The organism is Flammeovirga aprica JL-4, from assembly GCF_012844305.1.
In the GTDB taxonomy this organism is placed as follows: Bacteria; Bacteroidota; Bacteroidia; order Cytophagales; family Flammeovirgaceae; genus Flammeovirga; species Flammeovirga aprica.
In genome coordinates, this window is sequence record NZ_JABANE010000076.1 from 1 (window position 1) to 17,031 (window position 17,031).

14 protein-coding genes are annotated in these 17,031 nt (G+C 34.7%); 5 read left to right on the top strand and 9 right to left on the bottom strand.

All coding sequences use genetic code 11. The features are described 5' to 3' along the window. Positions 1–110: 110 nt before the first annotated feature. The 3 genes from HHU12_RS22850 to HHU12_RS22860 all read right to left on the bottom strand — a co-directional run bounded on the left by HHU12_RS22850 (position 111) and on the right by HHU12_RS22860 (position 5,942). Positions 111–1,979, bottom strand: coding sequence for a peptidase U32 family protein (locus HHU12_RS22850; protein ID WP_169659062.1), 1,869 nt, complete (start codon positions 1,977–1,979; stop codon positions 111–113). Between the two features lie 128 nt (positions 1,980–2,107). Then, a complete protein-coding gene (locus HHU12_RS22855; RefSeq protein WP_169659063.1) occupies positions 2,108–3,418 on the bottom strand; it encodes a dicarboxylate/amino acid:cation symporter in 1,311 nt (436 codons plus the stop codon). A gap of 373 nt (positions 3,419–3,791) precedes the next feature. Further along, complete coding sequence (locus HHU12_RS22860) at positions 3,792–5,942, bottom strand: S9 family peptidase (protein WP_169659064.1); 2,151 nt, start codon at positions 5,940–5,942, stop codon at positions 3,792–3,794. A gap of 19 nt (positions 5,943–5,961) precedes the next feature. On the opposite strand from HHU12_RS22860, the gene HHU12_RS22865 reads away from it, so the two are divergent. Next, on the top strand, positions 5,962–6,507 hold the full coding sequence (locus HHU12_RS22865) for a thioredoxin family protein (RefSeq protein WP_169659065.1): 546 nt from the start codon (positions 5,962–5,964) through the stop codon (positions 6,505–6,507). 112 nt (positions 6,508–6,619) lie between these two features. Here HHU12_RS22865 and HHU12_RS22870 read toward each other — a convergent pair whose 3' ends face one another. The 4 genes from HHU12_RS22870 to HHU12_RS22885 form a co-directional block, all read right to left on the bottom strand. Next, on the bottom strand, positions 6,620–8,074 hold the full coding sequence (locus tag HHU12_RS22870) for an aminoacyl-histidine dipeptidase (protein ID WP_169659066.1): 1,455 nt from the start codon (positions 8,072–8,074) through the stop codon (positions 6,620–6,622). A gap of 78 nt (positions 8,075–8,152) precedes the next feature. After that, positions 8,153–8,866 (bottom strand): leucyl/phenylalanyl-tRNA--protein transferase, encoded by a 714-nt coding sequence (gene aat, locus HHU12_RS22875; RefSeq protein ID WP_169659067.1) that lies wholly within the window; start codon positions 8,864–8,866, stop codon positions 8,153–8,155. An 86-nt stretch (positions 8,867–8,952) separates the two neighbouring features. Further along, positions 8,953–10,197 (bottom strand): hypothetical protein, encoded by a 1,245-nt coding sequence (locus tag HHU12_RS22880; RefSeq protein ID WP_169659068.1) that lies wholly within the window; start codon positions 10,195–10,197, stop codon positions 8,953–8,955. Then, positions 10,197–11,276: an NAD(P)/FAD-dependent oxidoreductase gene (locus HHU12_RS22885; protein WP_169659069.1), complete on the bottom strand. Its 1,080-nt coding sequence runs from the start codon at positions 11,274–11,276 to the stop codon at positions 10,197–10,199. The genes HHU12_RS22880 and HHU12_RS22885 overlap by 1 nt, the downstream gene beginning before the upstream one ends. Before the next feature lie 239 nt (positions 11,277–11,515). Between HHU12_RS22885 and HHU12_RS22890 the strand changes: the two genes are divergently transcribed. From HHU12_RS22890 to HHU12_RS22905, 4 genes are all read left to right on the top strand, one after another. Beyond that, entirely contained in the window at positions 11,516–12,175 is a 660-nt protein-coding gene (locus tag HHU12_RS22890; protein WP_169659070.1) for a tetratricopeptide repeat protein, read from the top strand. Positions 12,176–12,328: 153 nt separating this feature from the next. Continuing rightward, positions 12,329–12,970, top strand: a complete 642-nt coding sequence (locus tag HHU12_RS22895) for an MBL fold metallo-hydrolase (protein ID WP_169659071.1) — start codon at positions 12,329–12,331, stop codon at positions 12,968–12,970. Positions 12,971–12,972: 2 nt separating this feature from the next. Further along, complete coding sequence (gene pssA, locus HHU12_RS22900; RefSeq protein WP_169659072.1) at positions 12,973–13,671, top strand: CDP-diacylglycerol--serine O-phosphatidyltransferase; 699 nt, start codon at positions 12,973–12,975, stop codon at positions 13,669–13,671. 340 nt (positions 13,672–14,011) lie between these two features. After that, on the top strand, positions 14,012–14,464 hold the full coding sequence (locus tag HHU12_RS22905) for a hypothetical protein (protein WP_169659073.1): 453 nt from the start codon (positions 14,012–14,014) through the stop codon (positions 14,462–14,464). Between the two features lie 20 nt (positions 14,465–14,484). Here HHU12_RS22905 and HHU12_RS22910 read toward each other — a convergent pair whose 3' ends face one another. Together HHU12_RS22910 and HHU12_RS22915 are read right to left on the bottom strand one after the other, a co-directional pair. After that, positions 14,485–15,708 (bottom strand): hypothetical protein, encoded by a 1,224-nt coding sequence (locus tag HHU12_RS22910; RefSeq protein ID WP_169659074.1) that lies wholly within the window; start codon positions 15,706–15,708, stop codon positions 14,485–14,487. A 30-nt stretch (positions 15,709–15,738) separates the two neighbouring features. Then, complete coding sequence (locus HHU12_RS22915; protein ID WP_169659075.1) at positions 15,739–16,911, bottom strand: AI-2E family transporter; 1,173 nt, start codon at positions 16,909–16,911, stop codon at positions 15,739–15,741. Between the last annotated feature and the right edge of the window lie 120 nt (positions 16,912–17,031).

Sequence of the window (17,031 nt, forward strand, 5' to 3'; positions counted from 1 at the left end):
GGACGTCCATCTAAAAAAGACCAAATATTAATAGATAGGTGGTATAACAACACTTAAATAGTTATCTACCAAATTTACTAAACTTGGGATTTATTATATTTTGAAATGTTTTATTTAGATGGCTCTTCTTCAGGAGCATCATCAATAAGCATTACACAATCTTTACAATTGAATTTCAACTTATACCTAACGTCTTTATATTTTAGGAAAAGAGGAAACTGTACATTATCAGGAGGAGTGACAAAAGTTTCGTGTTCATCACACATACCTATTTGATAACGAAGACAGTGCTTTGTCGTCATTAGACGAAGCTTACTTTTATCTTCACGCCCTTCAAAACCTTCAGCAATTTCTTCTACACCATGACGAGTATAAAATTCTCTAGCTTTTTGATTTAATACATTGCCATGATGATCAAATTTCTTTTGGTAGAAAGGATAAGTATCATCAATCTCTGTATTTAACCTTGAAGGTTGTTTATAACTGCTGTTTCTTTTCTCTTCTAATGCTTCAATAAGATCTCTTCTCCATTGATTCACTTTTCCGCCAGGGATAAATGGAATATCTCCTTCAGGAAGTGTTACATTCATCACATCAAAGATAGTGTTACCTGACTTTTTCAAAGATTTAGTCAAGTTTTGAACAGCTTTCTCTTTGTTAGAAGCTAATTCAAAAGGCTCTTTATAATGATGAGTGATTTTATTACAGTAAATATCTTCAATAGAAAGATCAACTTGATGATCATGCCAGTCTAAACGAATGTCAGCATCAATTTTACGGACTGTCTTTTCACTCTTTAATTCTTTATTATACTGCTGATCGTAGTTTCTGAAGATTTCAGCACCAACACGAACACCCATTACTAAAGATGTTTTGATCCATCCTTTGTCATCAACGTGTTCCACTTTCATTCCTTGGAGTTTTTCATGCTTGTCTAGGAAACATAAACCATCACCAGGAATCAGTTTTTTATCAGTTTCAATCAGGTATTGATTGGCTTTTATTTGTTTTACTACACCAATTCGATCTCCAATCGCTTTCGGAGTATCAAAATTGGCAATAGTATCTTTTCTTTTTTCGTAGAAATAAGTGGTGAATTCTCTATTGTATGTCTTTTCTGGTGCCGGATCAAAACCAAGAGTCACTTTACCCTGTGAATCAGGAATAAACTCATCACCATATTTATCTAATACGAAATCAATACGTTTTCTGAAATTACCAACCATATTTTTCACGTAGGCTTCATCTTTCAAACGTCCTTCAATTTTGAATGATTTTACACCAGCTCTTGCCAATGGTAAAACATAATCACTCAAGTTGAGGTCTTTTAATGAAAGTAAGTGCTTTTGATTCGCCAATTTTTGACCTGCGTTATCCACTAAGTCATAAGGCAAACGGCAGGGTTGACCACATGCTCCTCTGTTGGCAGAACGGTCTCCTACATTGTTACTCATATAACACTGACCACTTAAACTAACACAAAGAGCTCCGGCCACAAATGCTTCTAATTCAACATTTGTTTTTTCACCGATCTCTTGGATTTGTTTAATAGAAAGCTCTCTAGCAAGTACAACTCTGTCAAATCCTACTTTTTCAAGGAACATGACTTTCTCAAGGTCGTAATTGTGAGTTTGAGTACTTGCATGCAAAGGAATAGGAGGAAGGTCCATCTCTAAAAGACCCATATCTTGAATAATCAAAGAGTCTACGCCTGCATGATATAAATCCCATGCTTGTTGGTGTGCTTGATCTAATTCATGATCAAACAGCAAGGTATTCATTGTAGCAAAAATCTTTGCATTAAAACGGTGGGCGTGTTTTGTCAGTTTTTCAATATCCTGAATAGAGTTGCCTACACCGTCTCTTGCACCAAATGCTTTTGGTCCAATATATACTGCATCAGCACCATGGTTGATTGCTGAGAATCCAATTTCAATGTCTTTTGCGGGTGCTAATAATTCTAGAGATTTCTTCTTCATGCTGCAAAGTTAGGAGTGTTTTTGAAATGAAATGTGAATTGGAATGTTTTATTTGGAAAAAAAGCTGATCCAAGTCAATGAATCAGCTTTCAATCTATAGATTATAACTGCTTTAAGTGCAGTATTATTTACTTTAATTCTACTTCAGTACCTTCGATGGAAGGTTTATTACCCACAGATTTATCTACTAATATAGCCACAGTGGAATCACCGGTTACGTTGACTACTGTTCTGAACATATCTAGAATTCTATCAGGAGCAAGGATTAATGCAATACCTTCAGTTGGTAAGCCCACTTGTTCAAGTACAATAATCAGCATAATGATACCTGCACCGGGAACCGCGGCAGAACCAATTGAAGCCAATGTTGCAGTAATTACGATAGATATTTGATCAGCAAGCGTTAAATCTTCTCCAAATACTTGAGCGATAAAAACTGCGGCCACACCTTGGTATAAACTTGTACCATCCATATTTACCGTAGCTCCCAATGGAAGCACAAAGCTGGTAGTTTCTTCTGATACACCTAATTCTTCTTCCACTTGTTTCATCGTAACGGGCAGGGCTGCAGCACTACTACTTGTAGAAAAAGCCATCATTTGTGCTGGGAAAATACCTCTGATAAATCGAGAGAAATTCACTTTAGCAAAAATTCTTAAGATAGAAGGGTATACTACGGCTACCATAATCAGCAAGCCAATAATTACAACAAGTGAGTAGAAACCAAGTGTCAGTAATAACTCAGTAGCTTTAGAAGGATCATTTCCTGTAAAGTCTGTGATTAATGAAGCAATCAATGCGAAGACACCAAACGGTGCAAATTGCATGATTAGATCTACCATTTTCAAGATGATTTTATCCAAGCTTTGGAATAAATCTTTTACAGCCTTTCCATGTTCAGTTGGTATTGCAACTAATGAAACTCCAAATAAGATAGCAAAGAAGATAACCTGTAACATATTGCTATTGTTGCTCATAGCATTAAAAATATTACCAGGCACCATGTCTAAGAGCGGTTGTAGTGGGCTTCTTTGTTGTACTTCAGAAGCTTGTGCTACTCTAGTTGAAGCACTATCAGCAAAACGTTCAATGAAACTGGCCCTCATTTCTTCAGAGAAGCCTGCTCCAGGTTGGAATACATTGACTAGAATAAGGCCAATAGTGACTGCGATTATGGTTGTGATTAAATATATTCCTACAGCACGTCCACCCATTTTTGATAATTTGGAAAGGTCGGTCATTGAAGCCACACCATTTACCAAAGATATAAGAACTAGGGGAACTGCAATTAATTTCAGTAATCGAATAAAGATAGTACCAAAGGGTTTGATCCAATCATTTGAGAATTGAGCGTTTCCAGTGTAGCTAATAAATAATCCTAGGAGGAGTCCTAATACCATCCCGATGATTATTTTCCAGTGCAGTGCAAGTTTTTTCATTATTGTTGTTTCGTAAAGATAGGATCTGTGAGCATGATCAATACATGCCCTGTTTCTAATGTTACACGTTTAAAATTCCTATTCTTTCGTGCTTTTTGAATAGGAGGTAGTGACCGGGTTTGCCTTGCCAAGTTGTTTTCACTTACTTAATGGACAAAAATATCAAAAGACATCTTTTGAAAATAGTGTACTTTATTCACTGGTCATTTGAAAATAAAGAGTTTGTTTAAGAATTTGATTTCAAAAACGTCACAAGATAATGCAGTAAAGCCAAAAATGCTTTATTTTTTGAAAATATTAAGGATTCGATTTCAAAGAAAAAAGACCTCCCCAACTTAAGCGTTTGAAGCGCTGAAATTGAGGAGGTGGAATATTATTTAGCTAGAGCATCATCAATGTACATTAATACTTTTTGCATTAAGTGTACACGGTCTTTTCCTCTAACGTTGTGAGGGTGTCCAGGATATGTAAAGAAATCCACTTGAACCCCATTTTTCACACAGTTTTCTAAGAATAAGAAAGAATGCTGTGGTACAACAACGTCATCAATTAAACCATGAATAATCAGTAATTTATCTTTTAATAAGGTTGTTTTGTTCAATAGTTTTGACTCTTCATAACCACTAGCATTTAACTGAGGAGTTGACATATATCTTTCAGTATACATCACTTCATAAAGTTCCCAATCCATTACAGGTCCCCCTGCAACACCAACTTTGAAAGTATCGGCCGCTTTAGTCATTAATGAAGTAGTCATGAAACCACCAAAACTCCATCCGTGGATAGCCATTCTTTCAGCGTCAACATAAGGCAATGATTTTAAGTATTCAACACCCAATAATTGGTCTTTCACTTCTTCAGTTCCTAATTTTAAGTGAGTAGCTTGTTCAAAGTCTTTACCTCTGTTTTCAGTACCTCTGCTGTCTACAGTGTAAATGATATAACCGTCTTGTGCTGCTTTTTGCATCCAAAGTGCCGCACCAGCTTGCCATCTGTTAGTGATTAGCTGAACACCAGGTCCGCCGTAGACATAAACAATTACAGGATACTTTTTATTCGGATCAAAGTTAGCAGGCTTAATCATTCTAGTATTTAAAATAGAAGTACCATCTGCTGCTTTGATAGTTGACAGTTCGATAGGAGAAACGTTGTACTCTTTGAAAGGGTCTTCAGCTTCAAGAATTGTTTTCAAAGTTTTACCATTGCCATCAAAAACAGTTTGAGTATTAGCTGTACTCAAGCTAGTGAAAGCTGCTAAAAATAAATTGCTTGACGCATCATATTGTACTTGACTGTAAACACCTGATTGATTTGTGATTTTAGAAACTTTTTGTGACTTCAAGTTCGCTTTGTAAACTTGTCTGTCCAATCCGTTATTGTCAGTTCCTAAAACAAACAGATTTTGCTTTTTCTTATCAAAACCAATCATATCCATTACAACCCAATCACCTTTAGTTAATTGAGCTAATTCTTTTCCATCGGTGTTATAAAGATACACATGCTCGAAACCGTCCTTTTCAGTTCTCCAAATAAACTGATCATTACTGTTTGGTAAGAATTCCATAGGATGAGTGATTGAAAGGTATTTCTCATCCTTCTCTTCAAACAATGTTTTGATAAACTCACCATTTAAAGCATTGTATTGATTCAGTGCTAAATGGTTTTGAGCTCTATTTAAGATACCAATGTAAATGAATTGCTCATCTGGGCTCCACACAACATTCGTCAAATACTGTTCTTTCGGTCCAGTTGTTTTCACTTGAATGCTTTTTTGAGACTCAACATTATAAATGTGTAATGTTACTTCTTCACTTTTCATCCCTGCCATAGGGTATTTTGTAGGATTTGCAGATGCTGGAGTAGTGGTCAAGTTGACTAAAGGGTAGTCAGTGACCATCGTCTGATCATTTCTGTAATAAGCAATAGCATTTCCTTTCGGAGACCAGTAAGTACCTTTGTGAACTCCAAATTCATTTCTATGTACAACTTGTCCAAAAACGATTTCCTTATTTGCTTCATCTGAAACTTGGATTTCCTTTCCGTCTACATTTAAAAATAAATTGTTTTCAATGGTGTAAGCTACTTTTGAATAATCAGCAGTAAAGTCAGCATTTGCTCCATCATCATTCCAAGTACCTATTAATGTAGACTGTTTTGAAATGATATCAGTTTTAAAAACTTGATTGCTATTTTTGAAAATGAATTCATTCTTAGCAACCCATTTATAGCGAGGGAATCTTTTTAAACCCTCTAAGTTTTCATTAGATTTTTTTACTTCCTCTAAAGTAATTAAGGTTTTCTTGGTTCCTTTTTTAGCATAAGTAGCAATTAAAGCGTTATCTTCAATAGCGGTATAATAACCTTTTGCATCAGGTTGCCATTGAACACTTACTCTTTCAGGGTAAAAAGTGGACCATCTTCCAACGATGGATTCCTCTAATGTTAAGGTTTTCTTTTGTGCTTGAACACTCAAAGCACCTAAAATCAAAAGACAAAGGGTTGTTAAACTGTACAGTCGTTTCATTTTGAATATTATTATTTATATGCGATTTCTATTATCAGCATTTTTTGTGTTACTACTATCTCAAAGTCTACAGGCACAAGATAAAATCAAGTGGATGAGTTTTGAGGAGGCCATCACTAAAAGTAAAAAAGAACCTCGGAAAATATTTATTGATGTTTATACAGATTGGTGTGGATGGTGTAAGAAAATGGATAGAGCTACTTTTTCTGATCCTTCCATTGTGCAGTATGTCAATGAAAATTACTATGCGGTGAAACTTAATGCAGAATCACGAAAGGCAATTCATTTTCAAGGAGATACTTATGAGTTTATCAATCAAGGAAAGAAGGGATATCATGAATTGGCGGCCACTTTATTGAATGGGAAAATGAGTTTTCCAACTACAGTATTTATTGTAGTGGATAAAAAGGAACAACTCTTAGCGAACCCTGTTCCAGTACCTGGTTTTCAAGACAAGAAAAACATGCATCTTATTCTTTCTTACATAGAGGAAGGAGCTTTTGAAAATATCTCATTTGAAGATTTTAAACAAAAGTATACTTCACCTTATTCCAAATCGAAATAAGTATTAAGCCAAAAATAATTCAATAATTTTGTCTTAGTACTTAACATCAAAAATGGTGAATCAGAAAACAATCTTTGAATTCTAATTCACCATTTCTATTTTCTTTGAAAGATTATTTCTTTGCAACTCTTTCTAAAGTGATTTTAATAAAGTCCCAGAATCTACGAACTGTATTGATTTCACACATCTCATCAGGTGAGTGTGGGTTTTTGATTGTTGGGCCAAAGGAAATCATATCCAAGTTAGGGTAGTGGCTACCGATAATACCACATTCCAAACCTGCGTGTACTGCATTGACAATTGCAGGTTTATTGAATAGCTCTTGATGGATCTCTTTCATTTCCTCCAGTATTTCAGAATTTGCGTTTGGAGTCCAACCTGGGTAAGCACCACCATGCTCAACATTTCCTTCAGTGATTGCAAATGCACCTTCGATTTGATAAGTAACATCATATTTTGCTGAATCCACTGAGCTTCTTGTCAAGAACTGAACAACAACATTTCCTTCTTTTACAATCACTCTTGAAAGCGACGTAGAAGTTTCTACTAAACCTTCTAAGTCATCAGACATTCTGATTACTCCGCAAGGTGCAGCGTAAACGGCACTAAGCAATGCCTCTTGAGCTTTCACCTCCATAACTTTGGCAGGCAGTTCAACAGCATCAAGTTTGATTACTAGATTTGGTTCAGTAGCGTGTAATTCTTGTTTGATTGTAGCTTCAAATTCAGCAATGTAAGCTTTGAATTCTTCTACTTTATCTTCAGCAATAACAACAGTAGCAAATGATTCACGAGGAATAGCATTTCTTAGACTACCGCCATCAATTTCAGCAATCTCTAAACCGAATTTCTGGTTTGTTCTCCATAACAAACGGTTCATCAATTTATTCGCATTACCACGGCCTAAGTGAATTTCGCAACCTGAGTGCCCACCTTTCAAACCTTTCAAATCAATTTTGAAAGCAGCACCTTCAGCAGTTACTTCTTCGTAGTTATAATTGATATTTGTGTCAATACCACCTGCACAGCCAATACACAATTCGTGCTCGTCCTCTGTGTCTAGGTTTAATAAAATATGGCCATCAAGCATGCCGCCTTCTAAACCGAAAGCACCTGTCATACCTGTTTCTTCATCTATCGTAAATAAAGCTTCAATAGGACCGTGTACAAGATCTTTTGAAGCCAAGATACCCATCATTGTAGCAGCGCCAATACCGTTGTCAGCACCCAAAGTTGTACCTTTTGCTTTTACCCAATCACCATCAATGTAAGATTGAATTCCATCATTGTCAAAATCAAAATCAGTATCCGCATTCTTTTGGTGTACCATATCAATATGTGACTGAATGATGATACCTTTACGGTCTTCCATGCCTGGAGTAGCAGGTTTTTTGATGATCACATTACCTGTCTTATCAACGAAAGTAGGTAATCCTAAATCTTCTCCAAACTTCTTTGTAAAAGCAATAATTCTTTCTTCTTTCTTAGATCCTCTTGGAACCGCATTCATTTTCTCAAAGTTTTCCCAAATATCAACGGGATTCAATTGAGCGACTTCTTTGTTCATGTTTTGTATATGTTAGTATGCTGAGAATTAATCATAAAATTAACCCTCTATTCAAATTCAATTCAAAAATAATAGATCTTACGGATTTGTAAAGAAATCTGTCCTAAAGATTTCATTCCAATTTTGTCTGTCAAATTCCCTCTGCTGATTTCTTTCTGTATATAAAAGAAAAGCATCTCTAGGTATTTCTTCTGCACCTAAGCTTTCCAAATGTGGTGTATGCATTTGACAATCAATGATCTCATAACCTTGTTCAATCAGGTTTTTGCAGAGCATAATAAAGCCATATTTCGAGGCGTTGCTTCTTTTTGAAAACATAGATTCGCCAAAAAAAGCTTTTTGCATAGCACCTCCATATAATCCACCCACTAATTCATCTCCTTCCCATACCTCAACTGAGTGCATAAAACCAATTTTGTGAAGATGATTGTAGGCTTCCTCCATTTCATCTGTAATCCATGTGCCTCCTTGATCGGGTCTATAGATTTCTTTGCAGGATGAAATTACACCAGCAAAGTCCTGATCAAAAGTGACTTTAAAAGTATTACGTCTTAAAAGTTGACGCATGCTTTTTGAAACATAAATATTTTCAGGAAATAAAACACAACGAGGATCAGGAGACCACCAGAGTAGAGGGTCTTCAGGATTGAACCAAGGGAAAACGCCACTTGCGTAGGCTTCTATAATTCTTTTGGCAGATAAATCACCGCCAACGGCAAGAATACCGCTTTCATCTGTTAAGCGTGCAGGAGGAAATAGTACGTTGTCTTCTTCTAGCTGAAATATTGGCATGTTTTCTTATTATGACCATTGGAGCAAGGCTTTAGCAGCTTCGCTTTCTATTTGAACAACAAATTATTTTCTAAAAATAAGAAAAATTACTTTTCTTCAGCTATTAATATTAGGTAATATTCATTCATTGAAGTGTATGCTGTTATAGGAGTGGCGTACATTTGAATCTTTTTTCTTTCCTTTGTTACAGGGTTAAAAGCATCAATGTGTTTGACTATCTGAGGTTTATTTTCCAGTTTCACTGTAATGATAGGATGTTGTTCCTGTGGCATCTCCACATCTGTACCTGACACATAAATTTTTCTTATATCAGTCAAATCACTTTCATCCTTAGGCAATACACCTCTTCCTAATATTTCCTTCCCTTTATTATTGAGGAAAATAGGAATACTGTCGGCATCAGCCACCATTATACCAATTGTGGCGTTCTCAAAGCTGTCAAAAAAGCCTTTTAATTTGGAATTAGGGTAAGGAGATTGTGCTTGAGCCGCTTTTTTCTGGCATTCTGCCAATTGTTCTTTTGCCCATCTCAGTTCTTGCAGTTGCGCGTGGAATCGTTGTGTTGCTTCCTGCTCAGACTCTTGTGGAAGGTCGTTATTGTTTAATTTTCGATTGAAAGAAAGATCGTATTCTAAAAATAAATCCTGCCATTCATTAGGTACATCTCTTTCCAATTCATTGCTGATTCCCTGACTTTCATATTCAAGGTGCTTGAAGAATTTATAAAGAGGTTTTCTTAACCAAGTATTGGAACTTGATAATTGATAGATAAAAAGGATGCTGAAGAGCAAAATAGAAAGCGCTGTTAATGGGAGAGAAGCCAAAGAAACTTTCATCCATAAATCAAATTCATTGACAACAATGACAATTGATTTATTAGAGTCATTATTAATTTTCGCTCTCACTGCATACCATTCGTCTACAGATTGACTTTTTCTAGCCTCATTATTTTTGAAAAAAACTTTTAATTCATCGGGTATCTCATTAGACTGACTTCTATTCAAAATGCTTCTTTCCTGACCTTGATTGATCCAATAAAGAGCCGCTCCATTATCGTTTAAATAATAGATATCAGCTAACGTGATTTGATATAAATCAAAAGCATCTGACTTTATTTCTTGAATAGTTTTTTCAATTTCAGTAGAAGCATTTTTGTAATTGGCTAATGCCTTTGAGTTGCCAATTATCTTCTGGAATTGAAGTTTTTCAAGTTTAACATCAAAATAAATTTTAGCACCTGTTGCAGCTAATAGTAATACCAGTGAAAAAATAAACAAGAGGACAGTCTTAAACTGTAACTTTGAAAAAATGGTATTGAGCTGAGTATTCATTATTTCGAGTTTTGTTCAATTCTTTGTTGTTTAGAAAGCCTGTTTAGTCTTACCTCATAAGGTAAATCTTTACCATTTTCGATGCTTTCTAGCAGTAATTCAGAAAAATACGGTCCAAGTGAAACTCCTTTGGCACCTAGTCCATTAAATATATGAATATTTTTATATTTTTCATGTGTTCCAATAAAAGGACGGCGGTCAAATGTAGCCGGACGGATACCTGACCAATGCTCTAATATTTCAAATTCATCTTTTATCAGAGGCTCTACTTTTTCAAGAAGCTGTCTCTTCCCTTTAGGTGTCGGGGAGTCCATTTCTTCCACTCTTTCATATGTAGCTCCTAATTTGCAGGTCCCTTCATTATCAATAGGAAGTATAAATCCATTTCGATTAATGATATGCTGAAACCTTGCATTTTTGAACTTAATAAGCAGTAATTCTCCTTTTACCGGTCTAAAGTCTAACGCTGTAAAGTAGGGATTATTTTCTACTTTGTTACCTTCTGCAAAGATTACATGCTTTGCCTTAATATTTTTATATTTTACAAAGCCGTCATGCGCTTCAAGAGCAATGTAATCAAACTCTTCTTCAAGAATATTTTCTTTATTTGCTTTTTTAAACGCATCTAGGAAAACAGGAATATCCAAGTAGCCACTTCTTTGTACTTCCATTCCTCCAAAAGTACCATCTATAAATTCACTATAAAGACCTTCTTTGGCAAAACCTTTTACATAAGAATTATATTTCTCATCAGCACTTGCTGCTATCCAGTCTGTTTGTTTTTCTTGAGAATCAAAAGGGAAATACAGAGGGATATTGATAAAACTTTTGATCTTATACTTTTCATCAAAGGCAGGGTAAAAGTCTTCTATTTTATCAAAAATCAGGTCACAAAGCCAAGTCTTCACCATCTTTCTACCAGTAATAGGATTATACAAACCCCCAGCAACTCTTGATGAGTTTTGAAGGCTTCCATTATCAATAAGCATAAAGGTTTTCTGACGCTTTGCTATTGTCTCTGCTAATATACTTCCGGCAAGTCCTTGCCCTACAATTAGATAATCTGTTATTTCTGTCATTCTGAATACTCAAAAAAATCAATGTTGATGCAAATATCTTATTCTATTCCTTAAAATAATACTATTTACCATTTTAATAATTTCGAATAACGTTCTTTAGAGCATATTCGGAATAGATTTTTCAAGAGTAGAAACTTACCCTTTCTTTATATATCATAATAAAAGCTTGGAAGAGAAGTATTGGCACTTTAATTGAATTATAATTTATATTACATTTTTTATCTTTCAATCTAAAAATAATGTTACAAAAAACTATCTTATTTTTCTTCTTTCTATTGTCGTCACAATTACTTTCAGGACAAGAAACTATTATTGAAAACGAAATACTAAACAAGGCTATTGATTATTATCAAAAAGCCAAAACTGAGTACAGTAATCAAGCTTATGAAAAGGCATTGACAAACTTTATTAATGCTTATGAACTCAATCCCAATTTCTCTGATTATTCTTATGGTGTGGCAAGTTCTTATTATGAGTTGAAAGATTATGCAAACGCCAAAAAGTACATTGAAATTACAATCAAGCTAGAACGCAATCAGTCAGATTACCATTTAAAAGCAGGTAATATTTATTTCAGAATGAAAGACTACCGAAAGGCTGTACAGAATTATGAAATTACATTGGCGAACTTAAATCCAGAATTCCCGATCAATACCCAAAGTTGTTATTACAATAAGGCTGTAAGTCATTTTTATTTGAAGGATTATACGAATGCCATCCATGATTTAATAGTATTGATTGAAGAAGATGACGAAGATTTTGATGCAATTCATCTAAGAGCAGTAGCTTATTTACGATTAGGGAAAAAGGATAAAGCATGTGTTGGTTTTAATAAAGCAAATGAATTGGGAAACAAAAAATCTCAGGAATATATCGATAAATATTGCAAATCGAATTAGCACTTAACACCCCTAAAATCATTTAAAAGGTAGTATATCTACGTTAAAATTTGTACGTTCGAAGAAATTTTAATCAAAAATAAAGTTACTGCCTTTAGTAGTTATTTCAAATAGCTGATCTTTAGGTGAGTATCTATAATGTAATAAAATAGAATGATCAACGTACATACATTAACTTTTAGCCCTTTTCAGGAAAATACTTATGTAGTTTGGGACGAAACTAAAGAAGCAATTATTGTCGACCCAGGTTGTTATGATGCTTCTGAGGAAGAAGCGTTGAAGGGTTTTATTGAAAGCAATGAGCTGAAAGTAGTGAAGATAGTAAATACACATTGTCACTTGGATCATGTTTTCGGAAATAAATTCTGTCAAGATACATTTGGGGTGAAATTATATATTCCAAAAGGGGAGATTGAAACATTAGCAATGGGAGCTGATGCGGCGGCGAGATATGGTATCCCTGGTTTTGTGACTTCTACGCATGATGAACTTTTGGAAAATGAGGGAGAGTTGACTTTCGGTAATACATCACTTCAAATTTTATATGTCCCAGGTCATTCTCCAGGTCACTTAGTATTCTTTGATAAGGATCAAAAGATTGCTTTAGGTGGTGATGTATTGTTCAAAGCGTCTATCGGTAGAACAGATTTGCCGGGTGGAGATCATCAAACATTATTAGATAATATCAAAAATGTAATGTATGCCTTGCCTGACGAAACAATTGTATATCCAGGACATGGACCATTTACAACTATCGGTGATGAGAAAAGAAGTAATCCATTTGTAAGAGGATAATTATGGGAATTAAAAAGCATATACCTAATGCAATTACCTGTGGCAACCTTATCAGTGGTTGTATTGGTATTTCATTTTGCTTTGAAGGTGATTTGGTGTTAGGAGCTACAATGATTTTGATTGGAGCCACATTCGACTTTTTTGATGGTTTTGCCGCAAGAATGTTGAAAGTTTCATCTCCAATGGGAAAAGAGCTTGATTCACTAGCAGATATGGTTACGTTTGGTGTTTTGCCTGCGGTAATTCTTTATCAATTGCTTTTACAGGTCGAACTGCTATCAGATTCACAGACCACTTATTTGCCATATATCGCTTATTTGATCGCAGCATTTTCAGCAATTCGTTTAGCGAACTTTAATATTGATGAAAGGCAATCGGATGGCTTTATAGGAGTGCCAACTCCAGCTAATGCACTATTGATTGGTTCCTTGCCGTTAATCTTGAAATTCTATCCTGAGTTTTCTCCCTATATTCTGAATAAGTACCTTCTGATAGGAATAGCTCTAGTGATGTCTTATTTGATGAACGCCGAGATTCCTCTAGTTTCATTAAAGTTTAAGAATTTCGGATGGAAAGGAAATGAAGCAAGGTATATCTTAATAGGAGTAACCGCATTATTATTGATCTTCTTGCAAGTTGCTGCATTGCCATTGATTGTAGTAACACAGGTTCTAGTTTCTGTTCTCTTCAGAAATAAATAATTTTATTAAAATGACAGTACAAAAAAGCACTGTCATTTAGAGCATGTTTGGAATATATATTTTTACTAAAAGAGATGTTTCAAACATGCTCTTATTTTTAAAGCAAACTATCTTTTTTATTAACTATGAAACACTTCATTATTTTTCTTTTCTCTATCCTTCTGTTTTCATGTCAGGAGAAATCAACCAAATATGAGTTCTATTCTAAATTATTAAATGATGAAAAGCTACCAATTTTAAATTTAGATACTGTCAATACGTTCGGAGACTTTTATGATGTAGTTATTGCTCCTTGTAATCGAGTAAAAATAGATTTCTTCCTCGGAATCATTACTTGTTAGTGAAAAGTGATAAGAACGGATTGGAGTTTCCAGTTAATGTAAGTTATTCATGTATTGAGAAAGAAGGCGATAGAGGTGACCATAAATTTAGAAATCAGGTCAATATATCTGACAGTTCTGTATTCAATAAAAATGATATTACAAACTTTATGTTGAATAATGGAAAGGAAAGGAGCTTTTCAGAAGCTCCACAGAAAGCAACTATTATGCTATCTTATTCAGAGTCATTTTCTACTGATAAAATGATCAAGGATATTAAAATTATACAGGAAGCCTATTTCGATTGTTGGTCTTTTCTTGCCAAGAAAAGTAATGTCGATGAACTTAATAATGAGGAGTTAAAGAGGTCTTATAAGATACTGCCAATAAAAATCTACATTGATACTAAAGACAGTAAAAGGTATTATTCAGGCAGAAGAGATATAAGCTTTATGTGTTCTCCTGATTTTTAATTAGAGGCTTTAATTGTTGTTTAAAAAGAGATGAGTTTTCTAAGTTTTTTTCTGAAAAATACACCCCATAATAGCATCAAAATAAGAAAAGAGCAGAGGTGAAATTTCCAATTCCATAGAAAATTGATATTATTGCTTTTTTGGTATTTTAAAGCCGTTGCTCGTCCCCAGGCAATAAAAGCATCAGCCATTGGCAGACGTCCAATTAAGTACATTTTTTCATGTTCATTTTTGACGGTTAACCCAAAAGCGTTAACTGTTTGATACTGTTGGGTTGAAAGATCAATGTCTTCGAAAACGGCAAAAGTGCCAATACCGACAATAGTTCCAGCAAAACTAACCCCAAAAATTACAGGCCCTGAATCAATATCTCCCAATCCAAATTCACCTTTAGGGTATTCTCTGATGGATGGAAAAGTAAAAGTGGTTTCAACAAAATGTTCTTTAAATAATTGGTATTGTGCCTTGCCAAATTCGGAGTCAATTTCAGGCAGTACTCTTAAGATAAGTGCCATGGAAGAACCTCTTGACCCTTCTATAATTTGTGAAGTTTCATAATGGGTTTGATGAGGAATCATACCTAATTCTGACTCTAAAGAATTCCTGACTTTTTTAATCCATTTCTCAATGATTCCCTTATATCGAGGAGTAAATGTTTTATCGTAATTTGCTAAAGCAGCCATAGCGATAAAATTATCAGCAGGCCATGATTGCATAGGGTACGACTCTAAAAAAGGGATAGAAGACTTTTCAAAGGCCTCCGCAATTTTATCACATTGCTTTTGCAGTTCAATGGAATACTTTTCATGGTCTTGAAAAGTAGTATCTACTGCTAGAATTTTTGAGAGTAAGTAGGTGGACCAGCCCGTGTGAAAAACACCATATTCCGGTTTTAGAAATGGAGCAAAAATTACTTTTGCATCAGGTGTTTGAATTGCATTATAGGCAAATAAGGCTTCTTCAATACTTTTCTTTTGTAGAAGAGTGTCATAGGGTTGAGCTAATGAAATTTCACACCAAGACAAGCCATAAAGTGCATTGACGAATACAAAACCTTCGGGAAAAAGATTTTGCATCTGCTCACCTAAATGATTTTCTTTTAATTCATTTTCTAAAAAATTAAGCTGTAAAAGTATATCCCTTTTTGATCCTGCTTTAGAAAAGTGTTGTGTATGCAATTGATAATTAACACCTAAAAAAACTAAAGTGATAAAAGATAAAATTAGAAGTTTTAGTTTTCTCATTTTAAAAAATAGGATGGATAGATAGTAGCTTTATTCTTTTTTCAACTTAGGAGTTTTATCCCTGAAAATCTGATATCTCTTATAGCCATACCAAAACTCTTCAGATCCTACTTTCAAAATCGTAAGTGTTGGAATAGCGAAAATCATCCCAACTACTCCGCCTAAAGCTGATCCTACGAATACTGCTAAGAAAATAGCAAGGGGGTGCATTTTCACACTTCGTGAGAAGATAATTGGCTGTACAACTACGTTGTCTACTAATTGAACTACACCAAATACAGAGAGTACTTTTGCTACCAAGAATATATAATCAGACATCTCTGTTAAAGACGGGTCTGTAAGCACGCCTACAAGGACACCAAAGGAACCTCCGATAAAGGGTCCAAGATAGGGGATCAGATTGGCCACAGCTGCAAAAACAGCAATCGTGATAGCATATTCAATATTGGCTATTTTTAAACCGATAGTGGCAATCGAGAAGATACTAAGCATCTGAAGGAATAATCCTAGAAGATAACTGGAAAGTAATTTCTCCGTTTTTATCAGTGCTGAAATTGATACCTCAAAATACCTGTTCGGAATAAGAATAATCAACTGTCTTCTTAATAAACTTGGATCATATAGGAAAAAGAAAGTGATAAAGAGCACAGCCATAGTACCTACAAAGAAATTACCCGTTAAGGCAATCAATCCATTCACAAAAGTTCTAATACTGTCACTTTGTATCAGAGAAGTGATTCTCTCAGTGAGTTGCTCAAGTAAGAAACCTTTCTCTGCATCTTGTAATATATATTCCCTTATTAAGTTCTCAAGGCTATAAATAGGTCCTTCAACTACCATTATCAATTCTTGCGTATTTTTATCTGTCAATACCTCAATCTGACTTTTGATCAAAGGATAAAAGAGGAAGACAAACAAACCGATGATGCCAAAAAGGATGATAAATGAACAAAACACCGCCAATGTCCGGGGAAACTTATATCCAAACGCATGGAAGTTTGCAATGTAATTGGTGGGCGTTTGTAATATAGATGAGATGATCATTGATATGATGATATACGCTAAAATATCTTTCAACTGCACTGAAAGCCATCCAAGTACCGCTATGATTGCGATAAACAAAAATAAATTTGTGAAAGAACGGAAATACTTTGCAACAGATGCAATTGATTTTATAGAATTATAGAGTTTATCAGGTATCATATAGACCGTTTAGAACATCAAAAAAATAAATAATAGGAATAGGGTCAAATTAGAGTTTAAAGATAAAAAAGACTCCTACTTAAAGAAAATAAGTAAGAGTCTTTTTCACTTGAGATGATC

What these genes read in the sequence shown, in the direction of transcription:
- HHU12_RS22880 (WP_169659068.1), bottom strand. Translation starts at nt 10,197, where the DNA reads ATGAATACTCAGCTCAATACCATTTTTTCAAAGTTACAGTTTAAGACT.
- HHU12_RS22865 (WP_169659065.1), top strand. Translation starts at nt 5,962, where the DNA reads ATGCGATTTCTATTATCAGCATTTTTTGTGTTACTACTATCTCAAAGT.
- HHU12_RS22910 (WP_169659074.1), bottom strand. Translation starts at nt 15,708, where the DNA reads ATGAGAAAACTAAAACTTCTAATTTTATCTTTTATCACTTTAGTTTTT.
- HHU12_RS22895 (WP_169659071.1), top strand. Translation starts at nt 12,329, where the DNA reads ATGATCAACGTACATACATTAACTTTTAGCCCTTTTCAGGAAAATACT.
- HHU12_RS22890 (WP_169659070.1), top strand. Translation starts at nt 11,516, where the DNA reads ATGTTACAAAAAACTATCTTATTTTTCTTCTTTCTATTGTCGTCACAA.
- aat (WP_169659067.1), bottom strand. Translation starts at nt 8,866, where the DNA reads ATGCCAATATTTCAGCTAGAAGAAGACAACGTACTATTTCCTCCTGCA.
- HHU12_RS22915 (WP_169659075.1), bottom strand. Translation starts at nt 16,911, where the DNA reads ATGATACCTGATAAACTCTATAATTCTATAAAATCAATTGCATCTGTT.
- HHU12_RS22850 (WP_169659062.1), bottom strand. Translation starts at nt 1,979, where the DNA reads ATGAAGAAGAAATCTCTAGAATTATTAGCACCCGCAAAAGACATTGAA.
- HHU12_RS22855 (WP_169659063.1), bottom strand. Translation starts at nt 3,418, where the DNA reads ATGAAAAAACTTGCACTGCACTGGAAAATAATCATCGGGATGGTATTA.
- pssA (WP_169659072.1), top strand. Translation starts at nt 12,973, where the DNA reads ATGGGAATTAAAAAGCATATACCTAATGCAATTACCTGTGGCAACCTT.
- HHU12_RS22860 (WP_169659064.1), bottom strand. Translation starts at nt 5,942, where the DNA reads ATGAAACGACTGTACAGTTTAACAACCCTTTGTCTTTTGATTTTAGGT.
- HHU12_RS22870 (WP_169659066.1), bottom strand. Translation starts at nt 8,074, where the DNA reads ATGAACAAAGAAGTCGCTCAATTGAATCCCGTTGATATTTGGGAAAAC.
- HHU12_RS22885 (WP_169659069.1), bottom strand. Translation starts at nt 11,276, where the DNA reads ATGACAGAAATAACAGATTATCTAATTGTAGGGCAAGGACTTGCCGGA.